Below are 22,793 nucleotides of genomic sequence, written 5' to 3' on the forward strand. Positions count from 1 at the left end.
CCTGTAGAGATTTTGTTTGCCTGTCTACAGGGAGTTAATTAAGATTTACCGTTGGGAGATTTGCTTGAGGCGAAGCATTCGGGCAACAATGTTTCGTGATTTCCAGACGATTGCTTGCCGAATGCTTCGCCCTGACACAAGGCATGAGCTACTTCTCAGGCATCCTCTCAAGCGGCAGTCCTGCGAGAATCAAGCATGACTTCTGCCACGCTAAAGTCCCGTTTGATCGAAAGAGCGTTCAGGTAACCGATTGGATCTTCGGCATCAAACTTAGCGCCGTCAAATAGCTCAATTGGGCCGCGATGATATTTGATATCCAACATTCCTAACTCTCGTGCCGCTGTGCTAAACGCACCGACCCGGCAAACTCGCTCCAAAATTTCCAACCAGTTGCGCGGGAAAGGAATATCTCCCCAGCGGGCCATTTGCGTCATCATCCACAGATGCTCGGTGCGGCTAGGACGATTGACTCCTTCCCCATAAAACAGGTGGTGAGCATATTCGCGCATGGGTTGTTCCAGGCTGCAAGTTTGAGTATTAGGATCACCCAGTTTAATGTAGTCAATCGATGTTCCGACATAAGCCTTGGCAGAGAGAATCTGCTGGATTTCCTGGTGATTTGCTTCATTCGCACAGTATTGGCAGGCTTCCAGCAAGGCCTTGATCAGGGCAATGTGAGTATTAGGATAAGCGATCGCCCAATCCTCTCGCACGCCCAATACCTTTCCAGGATGACCAAGCCAGATTTCTAAATCTGTTGCAACGGTGAAGCCAGTACCCTCAACCGCAGCACGAAGATTCCAAGGCTCACCCACGCAGTATCCATCAATAGTTCCAGCTTTTAGGTCAGCAACCATTTGAGCTGGCGGAATCGTGGTGAGTGAAACATCGTGATCAGGGTCAATTCCACTGGTAGCAAGCCAGTAACGCAGCAGCAGATTGTGCATCGAAGAAGGATGTACCATTCCCAATGTATGGCGCTGACCAGGTGTTTCGAGAATCAAGCGCTTAAAGTCGGTCGCGCTATACACACCCTGTTCATAGAACTTCCTTGCGAGTGTCACGGCGTTACCATTGCGAGTCATCGTGAGTGCACTCACCATAGGTAATGGCTGGTCTTGATGCCCGCCTGCTGTTAGCCAAACTGGCATTCCTGCTGGCATTTGAGCTGCATCTAGATATCCACCTGCAATCCCATCGACAACGCCACGCCAACTTGTTTCACGTACCAGGCTGACCTCATCTAAACCATGCTTGGCAAAGAAGCCCTTCTCTTTAGCAACTGCGATCGGGGCACAGGCCGTGAGTGGTACGAAACCCAGTTCAAGATTCACTTTTTCTAGCCCGTGACGGGCGATCGCCGTTGTCTTCTTAGCCCGCAGTTTCTTAATTCGCTTCTGCTGGTTGAGAAAATAGATTAGCTCAGACCGCAGGCTGTAGTAGCTGGGATGACTCACTACGTCCATTCGTTTGCGGGGACGAGGAATATCTACCTCTAAAATTCCACCAATCTTAGAGGCAGGGCCATTCGTGAGCATCACAATTCGGTCAGAGAGGAGAACAGCCTCATCCACATCGTGAGTCACCATTACGGCAGTCACTTCGTTCTCCTCACAGATTTTCATCAACTGCTCTTGCAGATTGCCTCGCGTTAGAGCGTCTAATGCACCAAAGGGTTCGTCTAATAGCAGGAGTTTAGGACGGGTCGCAAGAGCACGGGCGATCGCCACCCTCTGCTTCATTCCACCAGAAAGTTGACCCGGCGGCTTATCTGCGGCATGTTGCAGCCCAACCATTTGAATGTGCTGTTCTACGATCTGCCGACGTTCTTGTTTGGGTAAGGCTGCCAAGACTTCATCGACCGCTAGCGCGATGTTTTCGCGTACTGACATCCAGGGCAACAGTGAGTAATTTTGAAACACCACCATCCGGTCCGGCCCTGGGCGCTTTACCAGCTTTCCCTCCAGAGTCACAATGCCCTCGGTTGGTAAGTCTAATCCAGCAATCATATTGAGCAATGTAGATTTACCGCAACCCGAGTGACCAATCAGGGAAATAAACTCCCCTTTTTTGATGTGGAGGTCGATTCCTTTGAGGGCAACATAACTGCCCCCGCCACTCAGGGGAAATACTTTCTCAATTTGGTCAACAGCAACAAAGGTAGACATAGGTTTAGGGATAAAGGATGAAGAATGAAGGGTGAGGTTTAATGCGATTCAGAAGGGTGTAGGGGCGCAGCATTCGGGCAAGAATTTGGTTTATTTCAGAGAGCATCTGCCGAATGCTATGCCCTCCCTAGCCTAGGTTTCATCGTTGTTCTTCGGGAAGGATTAGCCGTTGGAGATATGCCATTGCTCTATCCAAAAGCAAACCTACCGCACCGATATAAAACACCGCTAAAATCACTTCGCTGACATAGTTGTTCTGGTAAGCGTTCCAGATGAAGAAACCGATTCCGATTACACCAGACATCACAATTTCAGCCGCGATAATTGCCAACCAGGCCAAACCAATCGCAATCCGTAAACCGGTGAAGATGTAAGGTAAAGCAGAAGGAATCAGGACTTTAAAGAAGTATTTGCGTGGAGAGATCTGTAGCACTCTAGCCACATTCTTATAGTCTTGCGGAATCTGCTGTACCCCTACTGTGGTGTTGATTAGGATGGGCCAAATCGCAGTAATGAAAATTACGAAGATCGCGGCTTGTTGCACGTTCTGTAAGGCAATCAAACTAATGGGAACCCATGCCAGAGGCGCAATCATTCGCAAAAATTGGAAGATCGGATCAACTGCTTTGTTGATGGTTTGATTGGTTCCAACTAAAATTCCTAGACCAATGCCCACAACTGCTGCTGCCGTATAGCCTTTAGCAACTCTGCCCAGGCTGTACATGGTTTGCCAAAACAGTCCCTTATCCAGTCCACCCAAATCGTAAAAGGGATAGAGCAGTAACTCCCGTGTGCGCTGTTCAGTCACCAGGCTGAGTGGTCCAGGTAGTCTAGTGATTCCGGTTGAAGAAAGTAACTGCCAGACGAGCAGAAAAACGAGTACTCCAATAAGAGGGAGCATGATGTTCTGGCCCTGTTTCTTCCAAAAAGCCCGAGCAGAATCTGCAAAATTAGAGCCTGAAGGGCGAGTTCCTGGATTAGCAACCATTTTTTCTCCTTGAGTGTTTATGCGAAATAGTCCAAGCTTGAGCGCGAGTAGGAAGTGACTGAGTGGTAGGCGTTATCTCTTGCGCCCTTGGTAGTTAAATCCGCTTAATCTGTAAGCTGTTGAGATATGCTTCTGGGTTTTCTGGATCAAACTTTGTGCCATCAAAGAAGGTTTCAACCCCTCTCGACGTGCTGGTCGGAATGCCAGAGAAGCCTGCTTCTTGAGCCGCTTCCTTCCAAAGGTCTTCGCGATTGACGCGATCAATAATTTGACGGGCTGTGTCGAAGTCGGCGATCGCCCCATTATGGAAATTCCAGCGCATCGTTTCAGTCAAGAACCACAAATCATGACTCTTGTAAGGATAGGAAACGCTACCGATGTCATCCGACCAATACAACGGACTCTTCTTAAAGTCATCAATAGCCGCTTTGCCATCAGCCATCTCGTACTTTCCTTCATATGGAGGAGTTAACACATTGGCTGGCACGTCAAAGAAGTTACGTCCTGAAACAATCTGAATGAGTTCTGCCCGGTTTGCAGGATCATCACACCATTGCTGAGCCTCCATAATGCCTTTCAGAATGGCTTTTGTTGCTTTAGGGTTGGCATCTACCCAATCAGCTCGAATTGCCAAATATTCTTCTGGATGGAATGGCCACATCTCAGCGGTCAGAGTTGCCATGAAGCCGATATCATCTGACACAATTCGGTAAGGCCAGGGGTCGCCTGTGCTGAAAGCGTCCATTGATCCAGTCCGCATTCCCTGTACCGTTTCAGCCGAAGGTACCGCCAGCAAATCAATATCAGTATCTGGGTCAACTCCACCAGCGGAGAACCAATAACGAATCCAGAAATCCTGATTCACATTAGGAAACGTGTGTGCCGCCTTAAACTTTCTGCCTTGAGTGGCTTGAAAGCCTTTAACGTATTCTGCTGCATTTGAAATATCTAGCCCTATTCCTTTACCCGTATGGATTCCAGAGATGGCAATTCCATTTCCCTGCGTATTGAGTTGCGCCAGAACATACATTGGCAATTTCTGACCATTAGTAATCAGTCCTTCAGAAATTAAGTGAGGCATGGGCATTTGCCACTGCCCACCGTCAATTCCACCATTCCCAGAACCAATAACCACGTTGTCACGCGCAGACGCCCAGTTTGATTGCTTAGATACGGTCACTTCGGTCATCCCGTACTTGGCAAAGAAGCCCTTTTGTTGGGCAATCACAATCGGTGCAGATTCCACAATAGGAATGTAACCCAAGGTAATGCGTGTGGTTTCAGGAGCCTGAGCTGGGTCGATCGCCGCTACAGGAGTTTGCTGTGCTGTTGCACTATTAATGGTTGCAGAAGGGGGATTTCCCAAACATCCTTTAAGCAATATGGAGCTAGCTGCGCTTACTCCAGCGGTGAATAAAAATTTGCGTCGAGAATAGTTAGAAAAATTGGTCATAAAGCTCCTCCACAGCGCCTAAAGCTGCTAAAACGGCTGAATTCTTGATCTGGAAAAACTTAGCTAAAGTATTCCACTATGACGATTCACACCTGGCTCCTGCGTCCGTTCCCCTCAGACAGAGCGCCAGATATGTAATCTAAACTTCAAATCAATGAACAAAATTCCCTTAGCAGATAGCTTATCGCCTTTTTAATAGAAACAGTCGACTGAAACTGATAATTTGGAAATAATTATTAAATGTTTCTTATAAAATCTCTTGATTAAACACTGTTAAATCCCAATACCTTTAAGTAGTTTTATGAAGTCTATCGAAATTTACTTATGTTTTTTCCCTATTTTTATAAACAGTTCTATGAAAACCATTGGTGTTTATTTATATTTTTCTCTGTTTCCATAGACTGCTTTATGAAAACCATCAGTATTCGTCGATATCCCTCTTTACCTCTTATGAGAGGGGATGAATTTCCGTTCCTTCAAAGTGCCGTTTAATTGCACTTGTTTAGTCTAAACAAAACGAAATTGAGGTATTTCAGTCACTCCTAGTTTCTAATAACGTAGGTTAATGTCCTATTTCGTAGAAATATAAAGTATCTTGTAGAAATGTAAGTTTTAGCAGTCGTCGGATTAATGGAACTGCTAAAGCGATTGATAACAGGAATTAATCAGTCAATTAAAATTTCCATAGTTAGTGTCTCTGGAACAAATATTGGCCGACTGGTCTACCCATCCTGTACTACAGGCATGAGTCGAGAACCAAGCAAGCAATTTGATCTTGAAGGTGCCTTATCTCAAGCAACAAAAGTATTTTGGGCGCGAGGATATGGAGCCGCTAGCCTGTCTGAACTACTGAGTCAGATGGGCATCGAAAAAAGCCTCTACGATACGTTGAGCAATATGCGATCGCTCTTTCTCAAAGCGCTAGACCATGATGCTCAGACGGAGAGCAAGTCCATTTGAAGTCAGCTATTGGCTCCAGGTTCACCGCTCGCAAACTTGGAAAAGTTCTGTAAAACCTACAGCAAATTCCTCACTGCCTGAAAGCAAAGGATGCATGATTGGTACAAACATTGCGGATTTTGGCACCAGTGATGTAGAGGCTGCAGCCGCATTGCGTGGACATTTACGTGGACTGGAAGACGCTTATTCAACAAAACTGCTGTAATCACAGGTGGAACAACGGGAATTGGCTATGAAACGGCTAGACAGTTTGTTGCAGAATTGCGGAGCAAAAGTGATGTGCTATTTGGGGTAAAACCAAAATTCAATTTCAGAAGTCGTCTGATCAAACCGAGCGGCGTGGACGGTTTGTGCCGATACGTGATACCAGTCTCCTGCTTGGTAATGTGTTTCCTGACCATCCACGATTAAAATTAATTCTCCCTGGGTAATCACGCCGACGTTGTCAGTGTCGTGAGTGTGAGGTGGGATGTTTGTTCCTGCTGGATAGGAGGCAAACAACACATCGCAATTTTTAGCTTCTAGCTTAAAGGCGTCGAACGGTCCCTCAAACTTAGGTAGCGATCGCAATTGCCGGGGAAAGTGTGTCATATCTTGTCTTCTCCTTAAAAAATCAATGGTTTTTCAATTGAGGATATGAGAATTAAGATAAATGGATTGAAGCAGCAAATCTTTCAAATTCTATATTTCAAAATCTTGCAGCACAGGTGCCTGATTGATGGCAATTTCTCCCTCTAACTATCCGGCTTCTTTACCTGTTTTGCCTCCAATTTGGGGACGGCGATTTGAAAGCGATCGCCTATTTGTTGAGCTATGTCCCAGGCAGCCTTACCAGGTTCGATATCAGCCCAACTGGCATGTTTTAGGAATCGCGCTAGAAACCCAATCCGGCTACCATTCGTTTGCCAGCGATCGGATTAGTCCCTATCATGCGCCTGCTAATACCTTTGCTTTTACCCCAGCCCATTGTGAAACGTTTTCAGAATCGAGCCGAGGAGGAGCCTATCTAATCTTCGCTTTGTCAGAGGAATTGTTTGAAACCTATGTGAGTGATATTGCGCCACACCAACCCCCAACGCTACGGCGGCTCTCACATCTCCACAATCAGCACATCACGGCGATTGGACGAGCAACCCAAACGTTTATCCAAACCAATCCATCAGGTGGTCGTCTTTATTTCGAGGCGCTAGCCGCGCAATTTGCGACTCACGTCATTCTTGCTTTGCTGTCCAAGCCTGAAGACACACACCAGGTGAGTAAACTCTCAGCACGGGCATTTGATCACTTGCTTGAATTTGTTGAAGCTCATTTGTGCGAAGATTTATCGCTCAGTGCCCTCGCTGAGGTCGTAGAAATGCCTCCATCTCAGTTTGTGCGATGGTTTAAGGCAAAGGTTGGGCAATCTCCTCACGCCTGGATCATCACCTGCCGTCTCAACCGCGCCAAAACGTTGTTAGCTAAGACAGAACAACCGATCGCCCAGATTGCTTTTGACTGTGGCTTTAGCAGTCAGAGTCACATGACCACATTATTCTCCAAATACATCGGTATCACGCCTAAGCAGTATCGGGAGAAGGTTAGTCACTAACAGTTCTAGCTAGCCCTCAGACTTTACATGATCAAGCGGCGATCGCCATACCATTGACTCAAATCTCGCTCAAGTTGATCAAGGATGGCGATTACCTTCACTATTGAGTCTGCATCAACGGTTAAAAGAGTAAACGCTGACTCAACCCGTTGCTGATAGTTTTGCGGACACAGTGCAAAGCTGTTGGCAACTGCTACTGCACCTTTCTCGTTCAATAAGTACTCTTCGTTGAGGGCAAATAAGACCTGATTCATACAGGCTACGCTACGGAAACAACAACCTGCTGCATAAGCAACATCATTGCGCGCGATCGCCTTCTGTGCAACAAACAGTGAAAAACTAATTTCCCAGGCAAACTTATTAACGGTTGCTTGTTTAAGTCCAGTTGGATAAGGAATTGTCTTAGCCTTTAGAGCAGCTAAAATGCCATCTGGATCGTGAAGTGGCAAACCGATCGCAACTTCGCCCATATAAATTGAGGATACAAAGCCATGAGGATGCCCCGGTTGATAATCAATCGTGATTTGCCCAGCATGGCAATCCTCAATCACACGATTAACCTGAGCCAGATCACGATAGAGAAAATCTACAGAGATACCTTCTATTTTTAGCCAACCACCCCCATTAATCCATTTTCCCCATTCACCAATTGGAGTAATTAGGTTTTCGCGATGGTTATCATCAAGTTGAGAAGCGAGTTGATTGAGAGCAATCAGATCAGGTGGGTTCTCCGGTTGGTAATAAATCCCTAGATCCACATCTGACTTCTGGGTGTGACTGCCTCTTGCTCTTGAACCACCGAGGGCGATCGCCACGATTCCCTCTATTGATTGCAGGCGATCGACAACACGGTGAATGAAGTGAGGCAATGGCTGAGTCATACTGGCTCTACTAGGCAGGATGTTTGTGCTGGTATGCAACACGCAGAGACTTTCAGTGATTCCTCAATGATAATCGATGAACAAATAATTAACGGATATCTGAAAGATCATATAGATAAACATGGTTGTCGCCACGTGAGCGCGTGGTAGCGTGATTACCCGTTAAGCTTAATGTTGGATATGCTCCTGACAAGACTGATAGTCGATTTTGAGTAATGTCATACACATAGGAGAAGTTTGCTCCGCCCGATAAATTGATGGCGATGCGATTACCTGTTTCATCCATCAAGGCTGCGTTACCGGAAAACACGTCTACCTGTTCGCCTGAGAGGGTGTACAGATAGATACGATCCCTTTCACGGGAGATGGTTAGGATGCGATCGCTTGTCGCGTTATAGTCAGATAGTTCCTCTCCCTGTAAAACGGCCAATTCACGACCTGAAAAGTCATACAGACGTAAGCCGTTTTGTGTAGCTGTAATAATTCGATTGCCGTTTCCATTAACGAAATGTAACTCTCCCTGTAAGACTGCTAATCGATTGCCTGACGAATCATACAGGTTACTACGCCCATCACCCAGATGAGTCACAATCCGTTCAAATGCAAAGGCATCAGGACTAGTAAGAGTGCTTCTAAAGCTTAATCTTATAAGAGGACTATAGGCTATTACTGGAACAGTACCTTCCAAAGCAGCTAGTTCGTTGCCAGAGAGATCGTACAGATAGCTACGACCGTCGTGGCTGGATGAAGTGATGATGCGATCGCCTCTGCCATTAAATCTCGGATTCTCACCTCGTAATTCTATCGCCTGGTTATTTGAAAGGTTATACAAATAACTTAGATTTGTTTGAGGTGAGTAGGTGACGATATGATCGCTACTGGCATTCATGCGAGATAGTGCTCCCTCAAAACTTCCCAACTGGTTGCCTGTTGTTAGGTCATACAAGTAGCTGCGATCGTCCTCTAAGGAAAGAGTCAAGACGCGATCGCCTTCCGCACTCCATTGTCTAATCGCTTCTTGAAAGCTTTCTAGTAGCTGACCCGATGCGTCATAGACTTGTAGTTCATACCTTCCTGCTGCGTTGGCTAGAGGCACACTGGTTACAATGCGATTGCCAGTTTCGTTAAACCCCAAGAAAAATCCTTGCAGCACTGCTAATTGGTTGCCAGATATGTCATACAAATAGTTGCGAGGGTTTTCTGGTGTTGAGCACACTGACGGTGAAGAGGGTAGTGGTGAACACCCTTGCACATCGCGCAATAGGACAAATTTATCCCCCGTCGGACTAAACTCCAGCGATTCTCCCTCAAAAATGCGACAGGGTGGAATTATATTGTTATCTGTTTGTGCGATCGCAGCAACTTCAACACTCGCTACGTTAGCAGGAGGCTGTGAACATTCTGCTAAATTCGGAAGGTAGTTTGGCGCTTCTACTCTGAGAGAGAGCAACCTATCTAGCGCTTCATCTCTCTTACCGGATTCAAAAAGTTCCACTGCTATCCTGTATTCTTCGTGAGCTGTATCCCAGTCCTGTAAAGTTAGGAGGGATCGGGTCATAACCTCTACTGATTCTGCGTTGCCAGATATTTCATAGATTTCTCTGGCTCTTCTAAACGCTAAGATGGCTTGCTCGTTGGCTAACATCCTTTGCAGGGAACTACTGCTGATAAAAGATTGAACAGTAAATGCTGAGCCTAGCAGCTCATATGCTGAAGCCTCATTGGGATTAATTTCAACGGCTCTGCTCAAATAAGGAATAGCTTCATCGAAGCGCTCTAGTTCAAGCAGGATTGCGCCTGCTAGTAAGTAGGCTAGAGCATTATTGGAATCACGCTGGATAAGTTCTTGTAAGATTGCTAGTGCTTCTTGCTTGTTGCCTGAGCGGTCAAGGTCGACTGCTCGATTAAGCTCGTCAGCTTCAGCAGAATCGCTATCAGCGGAATCTTGTTGCTTTCGCTCAGCATTGGCGCATTCGATCTGACTGCAAATTTCGCTCAGCTCATTATATTGAGGTTCTTCGGCAGCATAAATGCGACCTAGAGAGTCTGAGTTGATTGAAAACAGCGTGGCGATCGCTAGGATGTGAAACAGTCGTTTTGAATAGAACTTCATAGGGCATAGTTAGCTACTAATCAACTATCGTTGCTAACTTGCATTATTTGGGTGCGATCGCCCCTCTTTCCAGGTTTGCTTATCCTCTATCTCAGCTTAGAGACGAGCAGCGATCGCATCCTGTTTATTCGTAGGTGAGGTTTAGGTTAGGCGATCGCTCAAGCAACTCTGTTGTAACTACCCTTACGAAGAATTCTGCTAATTATTGCTCTTGCGGAAGTGCGCCAGTATCTAGCATCACTTTCACAAGTCAATTTGAACTTCTTTTGCAAATTCCTCAAAACGGGAAGTGTGGTATTCTTTTGCTGACTCAACCATATTCTTAAAATTATCTATTGCTTCCTTTGCCTCATCAGCATTGTTTAAACTCTTCTTAACGGCGGGAAGTAGCTGTTTACAAAATGGTATGGTTATTTCAACAACTGGCTCCCAAATTTCCTCAGCTTTTTGAGGTGATGTATGTAAGCCAAAAGAAACTCTGAAAGGATTAGGAACAGGTTTTCCTAGAAAAGTGTCAAGGCATTTAGCGATTGCTGAAGTCAATAGGATATGAGGGCCCCGTCTTTGAAAGAAGTCTAATTGTTTATGCTCAGCTTCAGAAAGAGAGTTTGTTTTATTCTTATCTACAAGTCGGCGTTTTTTAGCTTCAATACTACGAAGAAGAGAATATACAAATACAATGTGCCCAGCAGAAGTTTGTTCCGAAAAATAATTGGAGTAAATAGTATCCACTGCCCAAATGTCAGACTTATTATTATATGCTATGACAGGCTCCTGATGAAACGCTGCAAGAGCTTGGGCAACAGTGTCAGAAGGTAATAAATTAGGTTGACGACGAATAACATCTTCATGCCCACCTCTTCTCCCCCCGTAATACATTGAATCAGGGATCTCTTCAAATTCCTGACGGAGTCGGCGCTGAATAGGATCATTACTTCGGAAATCAGAAACCTCAACGGTATTTTGTCTATTGTTATACTCAATGATCTTTCTTATAGTTTTGATATTACTGCATTTGACAAATCTGACTTGAACCATTGCGATGTCGTCGATCAGTTCAACTAAACTTCCTACTGCCCCCGTTGTTTGCGCCCCATTTACAATAGAAATTCCTGTGATTTCTAATTCTTTTGCTTTGTTAATTTCTCCGTATTCAGAATTTTCAACTTCCCTCTCCTGGAAATTAGATACTAGTGCTGTTATACCATTGTTGTAAACCCAGAAGTGGCTGGGATCATTCTTGGCAGTCTCTTTGATACCATTATTAATGTTATTGCTACTTGCCTTGCTACCCAAGTATCCGCGTACATTAGCAGAAAAAAGATTTTCCCGGTAGTTCCTGACAATGTTGCGAAACCAGGCGATAGGAACCGCTGTGACAAAAGACTCCCAATCGCTGTTTGATATGGTGTAGCCTCCTGATATGGGAATTCTAAATTTTTCGGTGATCAAAATTGGGGCTTCTAAAGCACGGTACCATTCATCGATTGTTTCCTGTCCAACTTCAATAGCACTTACATTTTCAACTTCTATATTTGGAAATCTAGTTCTTAACGAGTTATTTATTGTTTGCTCTACCATGTGAAGTTCAGCTTTGACATTAGCTGACTCTGGTAAATTATGCACATACCAAAATTGTAGAAATTTTACGTTTCCACTCCCTAAAGTGGAGCGAACTTCTTCAGCAGAAGGCTGAAGTCCTTCCGGTAAATCATTGATAGGTGAATTGAGCAACCATGCTGCTGCTGTATTAAGGTCCGAAGCTTTGTTAGATTTTGCAGCTAGTTTATCTTTTAGGGAAACATATGTCTGTATAACGATGATATAGCCTCTATCCTTATCGACGTAAATTAAATCACACTTTTTATCATCTCCTCCAGTAAGTTTTCCTGTGAGAGAACTTGTCGCTACTATATCAATATCCTCAATTTGAAATCGAAGTTGAAGTGCAAAGAGAGCAAGAGCGTCTTCTTGATACTTCTTCAAATCGCTTCGAGCTTCAAAAGCTGCCTGGAAAGAAAAAGACATTTAGATATTACTCAAAAATAGAAATCTGACAGATAGCATAACTTAAATTTGCTTTATCAATATCTACCTCAAAAAACCTTCTTTTCACTTCTGCTAGCAAGGATTGGAAATAGAGGTGATTGGCTAGGAATTTAGACAATGCCAAAAATAAAGCTTTGTAGATTGAGTTGAGATCATGGATAAGCTCCCGCTTATGAAAAGCAAAAAAGAGAGTGAGCAATGCCCACCCTCTTTTCAACTCACTTCACCAATGTCAATTAACCAACCAATTCCTTCACCTTGCTGATAAGTCCATCGGGGTCAATGCCTTGGTGGGGGAACTGTTCCCACAGACCACCACAGCCTTCCTTGTGAGTACCCACGTGAGCAAACTTGGGAGTCAGTCCACGCTCTAGCAACCAGGAACCAAAGCGGCTGCCCAGTCCGGTGCGACGGTTAAAGGCTTCAGTCACTAATACAAATGGGGATGCGCCAACTTTGACGATCATCTCTTCGTCAACCACGTTTAATGTGGGTTTGTTGATCAAACCTACGTCAATTCCTTCTTGCTTCAGTTTCTCGACTGCATCTAGGGCGCGATAGAGCGACTCACCAAAGGTGACGATGTAGCCTGCTGTGCCTTCGCGCACGACTTCATCTTTGCCGGGGACAAAGGTGTAACCTTCACCATAAAGGTCATTGCCATTTGCATCCAAAATGTTTGGTGTTTTGGAGCGGGTGGAAAAGATAAACCGCAGACCCGGATCGTTAAACACGGCTTCCACGCAAGCGGTCATCTGAGCGGCATCGGCAGGGAAGTAGAGGCGTGTTTCGTGACCGTCATCTAACCCGTTGTCGGCAAACAAGTTATTGATGCCAAAGTGACAGGTGTTGTCTGCCATATCGTCTACACCGGAGTGTGAGAAGTGACAGAGCACGTTGGCGTAGTTGAGCCGCGCCATTGTGATTTCGGAGATGCACATTTCCAGGAAGGCGCTGAAGGTGGCGAAGATGCCCTGTTTGCCTTGCTCCATGCCAAAGCCAGCCGCAGCAGCGAAGTTGCCTCGCTCCATGATGCCGGAACTGATGAAGATTTCGGGATATGCGTCGTGGATTGCTTTGAGTCCGCAGGAGCCTTCCAGGTCACTGTCGATGCACAGCACTTTTTCTTTACGCTCTGCTTCGCTCATGCGGCTGAGGACGGAGACGACCGCTTCGCCAAAGACGTTGCGGTTTGAGCCTTGCTTGTCGCCAGACCCCAGGTAAGTGTAAGGATTTTTGGGCTTCTCAATGTTCTTGAGGTACTCGGCGGCTTCGGTTTGTCCGCGAGACTCCAGGTAGGCGATCGCCAACTTCACCGGAATCACATCATGTCCATGGGTGGAACCTTCCAGCCCTTCAATGCCGACGCACATTTTGCGCTTGTTGATCAGGGCAACCGGGCCATCGGTGGTGACAGCAGCACACATGCGGCGATACAGGTCGTCAATGTCTTCGGGGTCGCCTTCATTTACGTCTAAGCCATGAGCTTCTAGCACTCTGCCAACGCTAAAGCCCTTCAAATATTCAGAAGGATGTCCGGCAATGGTGACATCGTTATCGTCAATCAGCAGCTTCACGTTCAGACCTTGGGCGACTGCGAGACGGGCGGCTTCTGCGTCGTTGCCTTCCTGCTGGGAACCGTCAGAGCCAAGGCAGAAAACGATTTTACCAGGATTGGCGATCGCCACCCCATTCACATAGGGCCAAACATGTCCTAGCCGTCCACCGCTAAATTTGACACCGGGAGTCAACCCCAGCTCTGGGTGTCCAGGAAGTTCTGAATGAGCGGCACGATATTGAGTTAGCCGCTCCACGTCCAGTTCCCCATGAATGACTGCCATCAAATATTGAGTGGCGACGCGGTGTCCTGCCTCATCAAAGAAAACTGGCACAAACTTGTCTGGCGCTCCCCGGAAGAATGCATCCAAAATCACCACTTCCGGCACCGTGTCGTAAGGTCCGCCTGTGTGTCCGCCTACGCCTCTTGCTGCTCCAGTTGCGGTGAAGAATACGATCGCATCCCGGCAAAGCTCAATATTTGCTCTCAATGCATCCCGCTGTTCGCTGGTCAGGGTTGGATTAGTCGGGTCAAGGGCGATGGGTTGGTAGGCATCCAAATCAATCGGGAAGCTGGTTCTGGCTTTAGCAATAGTCATGGCTGATTTTCTTTAAGTGGGCAGTTATTTAAGGCGAACACTTCTAGAGACAAAACCATCATCACAGACGGTTTTTGGCGAACAGGAGAATTATTAGAGTAGAACTGATGGCGATCGCGACGCCGCATTACACACAGGATAGATCTCAATGGACGGAGAACTACAGAGAATGCCGTCTCGCTAATGTCCAATCTCCTGATCCTATAGCGCTCTGCGTGGGTCTTTGAGGTTTGGTTCCTGAGAAATTTTGCCTAGTAAGACACAAATTTTCAAGAAGCAAAATAACTCCTGTGCTCCTCAAAAGGCTTAGAAACGCCTGAGTCAGAGCAGAAATTTCTGTAAACAGCTATACCTGAGTATAAATGCTCATTACTCTTATGATCAAGATTGTTAATGAAAAGTAAAGTTTGGTAAATAATCTTTAATCATCGCCTCAAGCGCTTCTCAAAAAATCCGTCTCAAAAAATCCGTAGTTTGCCACCTTGACGGAGAGTCACTATCCCAGATATGCTCTCACGTTAAGGTTGTCATTTTTACTCAAAAGCAGCCCTACTACGCCCAAAAATCTAGCGCCGCCCAAGGTTGCTGCGAACAGCCTTGAGCGACTGACCCCCAAGCTGTGTGTACCAGTCTGGCGGCTAACGGTGAATTTTAACACTCCCTTAGCCACCCCGACTTGTCATGTCAAAACGTTGCTGATCCATCAGGACATGAAAGTGAAAGTAAACTCACTTTTTGTCCTCTCACTCATTGCAACGTGTGAATTAGTGCGGGGTGGCTAGGTTTTTGGGGTTTCCTCAAAAACCCTAAGGAGTTACAACTTATGTCTCAATGTTTCCTGGAATCTCCCAACGTACCCAACGCTGAGAGAGAAATTTCTGCACTTCAAAATCCTGAGCGCGATCGCCTACGAATCCTCATTATCGGTTCTCGTGATGGTGTGATAGAAACGATTCACGACCTCTATCACCGTGGCTTTGCCGAAGTGAGTGCCTGGAGTCCCTTGTTACCTGCACCGAGTTCTGGTGAAGTGATGAGTATCTTGACTCGCGATCGGAGAAGGTAAGAGAGAGGGGCGATCGCTTGAGGAAGGGGCGATCGCTCTCTCACCAAAACTTCGGGTATTAGGTTGAGAAGCATAAGGTCCAGAAAAGTGAGAAAAAATGTTTACTACAGTAAAATTGCCGATATTTATGATCGAACTCGCTGGCTGACAGAGCCAATCGCTGAGGAAGTTGCAGATTTTATTCTTACCCTAGTCAGGGCAACTCCTGAAACCACTTTCTTAGAACCTGGTATAGGAACTGGGCTAAACGTTCTTCCGTTAGTAAAACGCGGCTATTCTGTGACTGGCATTGATGTCTCTCAGGAAATGCTTAACCAATTCCGTCACAAGCTGCCTAAAATTCCCCGGAATCTGAAACTGATTCATGGAGATGCTTCACAACTACCTTTCTCCGACAGCTGCTTTGACGTTGTGCTAACTGTTCACATGCTTCACTCTGTTGCCAATTTGAGAATGTTTTTAGATGAGATCGATCGTGTTCTAAACCCAAAAGGTTTCTATCTTAATGCTCAATGGATTACTCCACCTGCGCGGCTGGAGTTTGAGCAGCATTTCAGAACTATCTTATCCAAGTATCAAGAGCCACAACCCTCACAACAGTCACGCAAAGTAATTAACGAAATTAACATAGAGGAGTATTTACGTAATCAAGGATATCAGTGTAATTATTTGATAGCTAAGGAATGGACGGTAAGCAACCAGGTTCAGGAATTACTCAGCTTCTACAGGCTACGGGCATATGGGTTGTGCTGGCTTGTTCCAGATGAAGCCTTTCATCTTGCACTAAAAGAGTTCGAAGTATTTTGCCATGATCATTATGGTTCATTGGATGCGGAGTTATCATCTCAAGCACGATTTGAAATATGGGCATACACTGCAAGCTAACACTTCACAGCAGTGGACGGTTGAAAGTCGCTTGTGCTTAGTTCCAGATTATTCGGCACTGAAGATTGGCTCTCGTCGAGGTCAGTCGCTGATAAAATGTTAGAAGGCAACGCGCGATGGAGGACGGATGAGGAACGTGCAGTATCACGGAGGATGTCTCTGTGGAGCGGTCCGTCTGGAAGTTGCTGCCGAACCGTTTCGGGTGGGCATTTGCCATTGTCTAGACTGCCGTAAGCACCACGGGGCAATATTCCATACTTTTGCGGTGTTTCCTGCCGATGCGGTCAGCATCACTGGCACGACGGCCGACTATCGCGGACGCTATTTCTGCCCAGTTTGCGGCTCCTCGGTCTTCAGTTGCTCGGGCGACGAAATCGAAATCCCTGCCGGTACTTTGGATACGCCGAACCAGGTGACACCCACCTATGAGCTCTGGATTTGTCGTCGGGAGAATTGGCTGCCCCCGTTCGACGTCGCACGCCAATATGAGCGCGATCGAGAAGGGACGGCACGCACCGAACCATAACCGAAACTCAGCCTGACTTCATCGTGCGTGTTACCCACATCTAGCAGTTTCGAGAGTTCCTCGAAGAGGTGCTTCTTGGATCCGAGCCGGGGTCAGCTATCAACCAATGTAGGGATAAATAGGTTCTTCTGACTGTAGAAGCAAGCTCCAATAATGGATCGCATACTTCTCACATCTGGCTAAGTTTCTCTGGTGGTGACCTAGACCTATTTGAAATGAGTAATAAGCTAGTTTGGCTTCACCTAAGACCGACAACTTACTATATTTATGTTGCTTCAGGATATAGCTCAATGCTGCAATAATCTTTTTATGTCTAGAAAGCATCCACCATTGAACTTGATACTCTGCTGTTTCAATGGGCAAATTTAGTAGTTTTACTGCTTCGGCTAATTGAAGTTGAACCTCAGAGTAGTACTTTAATTCCTTTTCTGGATCACCAGCAAATCTTGCAATCTGAGCATCATCAGAGATTCGATAAGCCTCAGAGATAAAGCGACCAACTTGATTACTCAAGGATTCAGAATAGCCTAAAAGCTGATAGATCTTACTCGCCGTATTAGTTAACTCATCAAACTCTTCTGCATCATGTAGCCAATAGATTCTGGCTTGCAGTCTTCCCAAAGTATCAGCTAGCTGTGTACTCATCATAGAAACCTAAATAACATAGAACTAAAATAGCTGGACGCGCAACTGTGTTGCGATCGCCCAATTAAAGTTCACTCAACTCTAAAGTTAAAGTGAGCGATCGCAACCATGTCGATCTTCCTCACTCACTTCAGGACTGTGAGCTAAGTAGTCTTGAAGCCATGCACATCCCTGCTTTAGCAATTCGTGTAAGTTCCAGTTCCACAGAATGATGGTGTGGTCATCGCTGCCAGAAATAATGGTTTTGCCATCGGGGCTAAAGCTGACACTGTTGACTCCGCCGCGATGTGCTTGAAAAGTTTGTAGCTCTTTGCCTTCAAGATTCCAAAGCTTCACCGTGTAATCTGCACTGCCAGAGGCGATCGTTTTCCCATCAGGACTGAAACTGACGCTTCTCACCCACAGTTGATGTCCTCGAAGAGTTTGCAACACTTTACCGTCAAGGCTCCAAAGCTTCACGGTGCGGTCAGCGCTACCGGAAGCAATGGTCTTACCATCAGGGCTGAAACTCACGCTCCTAACCCAGTCCTGGTGTCCTTGAAAAGTATGTAATACCTCTCCATCAAGGCTCCAAAGTTTTATGGTGTGGTCAGCACTACCAGAAGCAATGGTCTTACCATCGGGGCTAAAACAAACGCTTCTGACTCTATCTTGATGTCCTTGAAAAGTATGTAATACCTCTCCATCAAGGCTCCAAAGTTTTATGGTGTGGTCAGCACTACCAGAAGCAATGGTCTTACCATCGGGGCTAAAACAAACACTTAAGATCATGCCAAGATGTCCCTGGAAAGTTTTTAACTCTGTTCCATCAAGGCTCCAAAGTTTCACAGCGTAGTCGGCACCACCAGAGGCAATGGTCTGACCGTCAGGGCTAAAACATACACTCCAAACCCAATCATCGTGTCCTTGCAAGGTTTGCAGTGGGCTGCCGTCACGGTTCCAAAGCCTGATGGTGTGGTCAACGCTGCTAGAAGCAATCCTTGTGCCATCAGGACTGAAACAAACACTTCTGACTTTGTCATGATGCCCCTTCAAAGTCTGTAGTTTTTCTTGCTCCAGACTCCAAAGTTTTACGGTGTAGTCAGCACTACCAGAAGCGATCGCCTTACCGTCAGGGCTGAAACTTACACTTCTAACTCTGTCGGTGTGTCCTTCAAAGGTTTGCAATTCCTCTCCATTCAGGCTCCATAACTTGACGGTATGATCATCACTGCCAGTGGCGATAGTCTGTCCGTCAGGGCTGAAACTTACACTTCTGACCCACAGTTGATGCCCCTGAATAGTTTGTAATTCTTCTCCGTTAAGGCTCCACAGTTTGACCGTATGGTCAGCACTGGCAGAGGCAATGGTCTTACCATCAGGGCTAAAACTCACACTCCAAACTCTACCGCGATGTCCTTGAAGGGTTTTCAGTTCTCCATCCAGGTTCCACAGTTTGACCGTATGGTCAGCGCTGCCAGAGGCAATCACTTTGCCGTCGGGACTAAAGCTGACACTTGCGACCATCTTTTCGTGTCCCTGAAAGGTTTGTAATTCTGCTCCGTCCAGGTTCCACAGTTTGACGGTGTGGTCAGCACTGGCAGAGGCAAGGGTCTTGCCATCAGGACTGAAACTTACACTTAAAACGATGTCTTGATGTCCGTGCAGGGTTTGCAGTTCTTTACCTGTGACTGTCCACAGTTTGATGGTGTGGTCAGCACTGGCAGAGGCAATGGTCTTGCCATCGGGACTGAAACTCACACTTAAGACGATGTCTTGATGTCCGTGCAAGGTTTGCAGTTCCTTACCCGTGACCGTCCAAAGTTTGACGGTATGGTCAGCACTGGCAGAGGCAAGGGTTTTGCCATCGGGACTGAAACTCACGCTCCAGATCCAGTCATCATGTTTGAATTGATTGCGCGATCGCACTCCATAAACAGTTTGCCAAAGCCGACTCATCATTCTAGTTTGTAGCTCGATGGGTGCTGCTATCTCCTGAAGTTTGAGACAAGCTTTAACGCTAGCGAGTAAAGCTGCCAAATCATCATAGGAGAGCAACAGCGCTTGAGAAGCGGCTCCTAGTGCCTCAATTTCGGCAATTTCGGCACGCTGACGTTCTTGCTGCTCCTTCAAAAGTGCCTGTTCCTTGTCGCGCAGGGCTTCCCTGAGTTGTTCTTCGCTGAGACGGCGTTTTTCTCGTTCGGCTTCGAGTTCGGCTAGGAGTCCGTGTTCCTGCTGCTGACGAATGTAGCTGACGAGGTAATCGTGGACAAGCTGGTAGCGATCGCCGGGTAACTCAGGCACGTTTAGCACCAGCCCGGAGCCGACCATGATTTCCAGTACTAGATCAAGTTGTTTAGGGGGAATAGTGATACCCGTGAGTTCCAGTTCTTCTAAGAGTTCCAGGCGAGTTTTGAAGGGACGAGTGCCGTTTTCGTCGGTGAGGAGAAAGAGGACGAGTTGGGCGATCGCTTCATTGGGCTTGCCACAGTCACGAATGATTTCCTGTAGGTAGCGCTGTACCAGCGTTTGCTTGGGATGTTCGCCTAGCTGCTGATATTCAACCAGCGTATCTATTCGGTCTTCTTGAAGCTGTGCGCCAACGATTTGTAGCTCGATTGGGCGAATGCCGCCCAATGCACCCGTCAGGTCTTTGACCAGAGCATCCACCAGGTCTGGGTCTAGGTAGAATTGCGATCGCGCGGTTAAATTCTCGATTACGGCTCTGGCATCGGCAGGTGAAAAGTCGCCCAGAGGATAGCGGATCTCGCGACTGAGAATGTCATGGTTAATCACTTCCAGGTCTGCGACGCGATCGATTTCTAACAGGTAGTGCAGGTAGTCTTCTCGCAGCGACAGGATGACCTTGACATAGGGAATGTTGAGGCAGTCACGCAAAAACAGGTAGAAAGATTTGCGCTGGAGCGGGTCAGGGCGAACAAAGAAGAATTCCTCGAACTGATCAAAGATCAGCACGGTGAAAAGGTTGCGATTCTGATTTTGGCGGAGTTGAGTCAGGAGCCAGAGGAGACTATCTTGCTCGTTGCTGACCGTGTCCGAATCGTTGCCGACCGCTTCCGAATCATTTCCGCCTGTGTCCGAATCGTTCCCGACTGCTGCTGAATCGTTCCTGACCCCCGCTGAATCATTGCCAACCACTTCTGAATCGTTCCCGACTGCTTCCGAATCATTTCCGATCTTGTCCGAATCGTTGCCGACCGCCTCTGAACCGTTGCCGACCACTTCTGAATCGTTGCTGAGCGCTTCCCGGCTATAACCGATCGCCTCCAACCCCTCTCTCAGGTATCGTTCTAAAGTTTCTTCCCAACCTGTGTAGACCGATAGCAGCAGAGGAAGGACGCGACGGGCTTCGATGGTACGACGTTGCAGGGTGGGAAACAGTCCGGCAGTGACGATGGAGCTTTTGCCTACACCGGAAGGTCCGTGAATCACGGTGAGTTTGTCTTTTGGGGTGCTGATGCGGGCAACCAGACGGTCAACATCTTGTTGACGACTGGAGGCAGCAATCTCCTGAGCCACGATCGCCTCTGGAGAGGAAGGGGCAACTTCAAGGGGAATGGGCGATCGCTGAGGCTCTAGCTGACCCGCTCCAGCGAAGGCACGAAAGCCATATTGTTGCTCTACACGCCGCTGTGCTTGCTTGATCCGAAAGGCTTCCAGGTAATTTCCTTTGACAAAATAAAGATCTCGCAATTCCTGCAAAATATGAATATAAAGAACGGGATCATGCTGCGGATCGCTGGCAGTCTGGGCTGATTTGAGCGAGGCGATCGCCCCATTAATGTCACCCAGGTGAGATTGCGATCGCCCCAACAGCAGCAAATACCAGCTCCGTTGATAGCGTTCTGCCAGGGCAAGGCTGTCTTCTATCACTGGTGGTGTGTTTGCTGGTTGTGACTGTGTCTCAGTTACCGCTGAGGATGTTGCAGGCAGGAGAGTAGGTGCAACTTCCGTCTCCTCTGGGGTTGCTTCATCCAAAATTTCTAACGCTGCTTCGGCACACTCATGGGCTTCAGCCCAATCTGAACGGGCTAACATCAATTCCGCCCAAAACCCGTGATCTCGCGCTAAACGCACCGGATCGCTATAGGTTTCGTGTAGCTCCATTGCTTCGCTGGTGAGGGTTTCCAGTTCCTCCCAATGGCGCAGCTTTTGCAGCGTTTCCTGCAAGGCAGTGATGAACTTAGCTACCAGTTCTAGCCGTCCTTCCTGCCGAAATAGGTCTAGGCACTGGCTGAAATATTCCTTAGCGCGACGGCACGACGCTTCATAGGTCGCCCGCTGCAAAACCGCATAGCTGCGCCACCACAGCCCCAGGTGAAACAGCAGAATTGCTTCTTTGAGAATGTAGGAAGTCGGAGTGTGGGGAATCAGCGATCGCAGCGGCACCGTTCCCAACTGCTCACCGTTTCCGTCGCTTTCAATATCGGTGATTGTGGCGCTGCCTTCCCGCCAAAAGGTGAGACTGTTTTCGTAATAGGTGCGGGCGGTTTCCATCTCGGCTCTGGCGTGGGCATCGCGTCCGCCGAGGAAGTCAAGACTGGCTTGCAGTTCAGGATCTAGGGTGCGACCGCTGTTGAGAATGTCGGCGATCGCAAATTCCAGTTCGGTTCGCAGGGGTGATCCGCTTTGCAGATTTAGCGCTGCATTGGGCAAGAATCCTTCGGCCCCGGTACTCAGCAGCGTGATAAAAATCTGGTGGGCATGGTGACGCAGGGACGTCACCAGTTCCTCAATCGGAAACTGAAACCGAATCGGGGCAGCCGCCCAGCTTCTAAAGTCAGGCGCAGATTGAGCCAATTGCCGCAGCACATGATCGTTGCCCCACAGCACCAGCGGGAAGGGCAATTTCTTACGAAATTCGTCTCGAATCAGGTTGGCAGAGCCAAACACCGCATTAAGCTGCTGTACCTTCTCCAGCCCTACTACCATCAGGGCAACAGGCAACTCACTGGGAGGGTTATCATTTAACGCTTGCAGATGCGTCTGAATGCAAGTGAACAGGGTCGGCGTAAATTCTGGCAGTTCAAGCGTTTGGATGTTTAGCGCCGAGGAAGTTTTGATGTGCTGGAGGATTTGGTCACGCAGTCGACTGTAGTTGCAGCGCACCAAGATCAAAGAGAACTGCCCCTGAGAGAGGGTGAGCGATCGCATTAACGCCTGGAGCGATCGCTCATTCAGTATCAGCGCCTCGTCCGATGGAACCACCTCAGCCATCTATAAAACTGCCTCCACAGAATTTGTAGGTTGGGTGAAGCAAAGCGTAACCCAACAGGGGTAGTAGATTGAGTTGAAATCCCGAAACCCAATAGTGT

16 protein-coding genes are annotated in these 22,793 nt (G+C 47.2%); 5 read left to right on the plus strand and 11 right to left on the minus strand.

The window, feature by feature from the left end; genetic code table 11:
• Positions 1 to 167: 167 nt before the first annotated feature.
• From H6G00_RS02745 to H6G00_RS02755, 3 genes are all read right to left on the minus strand, one after another.
• Entirely contained in the window at positions 168 to 2,168 is a 2,001-nt protein-coding gene (locus H6G00_RS02745; RefSeq protein WP_190795532.1) for a nitrate ABC transporter ATP-binding protein, read from the minus strand.
• A 139-nt stretch (positions 2,169 to 2,307) separates the two neighbouring features.
• Positions 2,308 to 3,156, minus strand: a complete 849-nt coding sequence (gene ntrB, locus H6G00_RS02750; RefSeq protein WP_190795533.1) for a nitrate ABC transporter permease — start codon at positions 3,154 to 3,156, stop codon at positions 2,308 to 2,310.
• A gap of 94 nt (positions 3,157 to 3,250) precedes the next feature.
• Positions 3,251 to 4,609 (minus strand): CmpA/NrtA family ABC transporter substrate-binding protein, encoded by a 1,359-nt coding sequence (locus H6G00_RS02755; protein WP_190795534.1) that lies wholly within the window; start codon positions 4,607 to 4,609, stop codon positions 3,251 to 3,253.
• 744 nt (positions 4,610 to 5,353) lie between these two features.
• On the opposite strand from H6G00_RS02755, the gene H6G00_RS02760 reads away from it, so the two are divergent.
• Complete coding sequence (locus tag H6G00_RS02760; protein WP_190795535.1) at positions 5,354 to 5,569, plus strand: hypothetical protein; 216 nt, start codon at positions 5,354 to 5,356, stop codon at positions 5,567 to 5,569.
• 282 nt (positions 5,570 to 5,851) lie between these two features.
• On the opposite strand, the gene H6G00_RS02765 is transcribed toward H6G00_RS02760, so the two are convergent.
• Complete coding sequence (locus H6G00_RS02765; protein ID WP_190795536.1) at positions 5,852 to 6,160, minus strand: cupin domain-containing protein; 309 nt, start codon at positions 6,158 to 6,160, stop codon at positions 5,852 to 5,854.
• Positions 6,161 to 6,287: 127 nt separating this feature from the next.
• Here H6G00_RS02765 and H6G00_RS02770 point away from each other — a divergent pair, with 127 nt between their 5' ends.
• On the plus strand, positions 6,288 to 7,157 hold the full coding sequence (locus tag H6G00_RS02770) for an AraC family transcriptional regulator (protein WP_190795537.1): 870 nt from the start codon (positions 6,288 to 6,290) through the stop codon (positions 7,155 to 7,157).
• A 23-nt stretch (positions 7,158 to 7,180) separates the two neighbouring features.
• On the opposite strand, the gene H6G00_RS02775 is transcribed toward H6G00_RS02770, so the two are convergent.
• The 4 genes from H6G00_RS02775 to H6G00_RS02790 form a co-directional block, all read right to left on the minus strand.
• On the minus strand, positions 7,181 to 8,038 hold the full coding sequence (locus H6G00_RS02775) for a nucleotidyltransferase domain-containing protein (RefSeq protein ID WP_190795538.1): 858 nt from the start codon (positions 8,036 to 8,038) through the stop codon (positions 7,181 to 7,183).
• 88 nt (positions 8,039 to 8,126) lie between these two features.
• Complete coding sequence (locus H6G00_RS02780; RefSeq protein ID WP_190795539.1) at positions 8,127 to 10,151, minus strand: tetratricopeptide repeat protein; 2,025 nt, start codon at positions 10,149 to 10,151, stop codon at positions 8,127 to 8,129.
• 243 nt (positions 10,152 to 10,394) lie between these two features.
• The gene (locus H6G00_RS02785; protein ID WP_190795540.1) at positions 10,395 to 12,179 is read right to left on the minus strand and encodes an AIPR family protein; all 1,785 of its coding nucleotides are present in this window, start codon (positions 12,177 to 12,179) and stop codon (positions 10,395 to 10,397) included.
• A gap of 257 nt (positions 12,180 to 12,436) precedes the next feature.
• Positions 12,437 to 14,356: a transketolase C-terminal domain-containing protein gene (locus H6G00_RS02790; protein ID WP_190795541.1), complete on the minus strand. Its 1,920-nt coding sequence runs from the start codon at positions 14,354 to 14,356 to the stop codon at positions 12,437 to 12,439.
• 823 nt (positions 14,357 to 15,179) lie between these two features.
• Here H6G00_RS02790 and H6G00_RS02795 point away from each other — a divergent pair.
• Both H6G00_RS02795 and H6G00_RS02800 read left to right on the plus strand, forming a co-directional pair.
• Complete coding sequence (locus H6G00_RS02795) at positions 15,180 to 15,422, plus strand: hypothetical protein (RefSeq protein ID WP_190795542.1); 243 nt, start codon at positions 15,180 to 15,182, stop codon at positions 15,420 to 15,422.
• A gap of 87 nt (positions 15,423 to 15,509) precedes the next feature.
• Entirely contained in the window at positions 15,510 to 16,307 is a 798-nt protein-coding gene (locus H6G00_RS02800) for a methyltransferase domain-containing protein (protein ID WP_190795543.1), read from the plus strand.
• On the opposite strand, the gene H6G00_RS35105 is transcribed toward H6G00_RS02800, so the two are convergent.
• Positions 16,304 to 16,555 (minus strand): hypothetical protein, encoded by a 252-nt coding sequence (locus H6G00_RS35105; protein ID WP_242042101.1) that lies wholly within the window; start codon positions 16,553 to 16,555, stop codon positions 16,304 to 16,306. The two genes, H6G00_RS02800 and H6G00_RS35105, sit on opposite strands and share 4 nt — an antisense overlap.
• Between H6G00_RS35105 and H6G00_RS02805 the strand changes: the two genes are divergently transcribed.
• Positions 16,444 to 16,833, plus strand: coding sequence for a GFA family protein (locus tag H6G00_RS02805; protein ID WP_347278140.1), 390 nt, complete (start codon positions 16,444 to 16,446; stop codon positions 16,831 to 16,833). The genes H6G00_RS35105 and H6G00_RS02805 overlap by 112 nt on opposite strands.
• A gap of 99 nt (positions 16,834 to 16,932) precedes the next feature.
• Here H6G00_RS02805 and H6G00_RS02810 read toward each other — a convergent pair whose 3' ends face one another.
• Both H6G00_RS02810 and H6G00_RS02815 read right to left on the minus strand, forming a co-directional pair.
• Entirely contained in the window at positions 16,933 to 17,478 is a 546-nt protein-coding gene (locus H6G00_RS02810) for a hypothetical protein (protein ID WP_190795545.1), read from the minus strand.
• Positions 17,479 to 17,565: 87 nt separating this feature from the next.
• Complete coding sequence (locus H6G00_RS02815) at positions 17,566 to 22,695, minus strand: hypothetical protein (RefSeq protein WP_190795546.1); 5,130 nt, start codon at positions 22,693 to 22,695, stop codon at positions 17,566 to 17,568.
• Positions 22,696 to 22,793: the final 98 nt, after the last annotated feature.

This window comes from Leptolyngbya sp. FACHB-541 (genome assembly GCF_014695875.1).
Taxonomy (GTDB): domain Bacteria; phylum Cyanobacteriota; class Cyanobacteriia; order Elainellales; family Elainellaceae; genus JAAUTN01.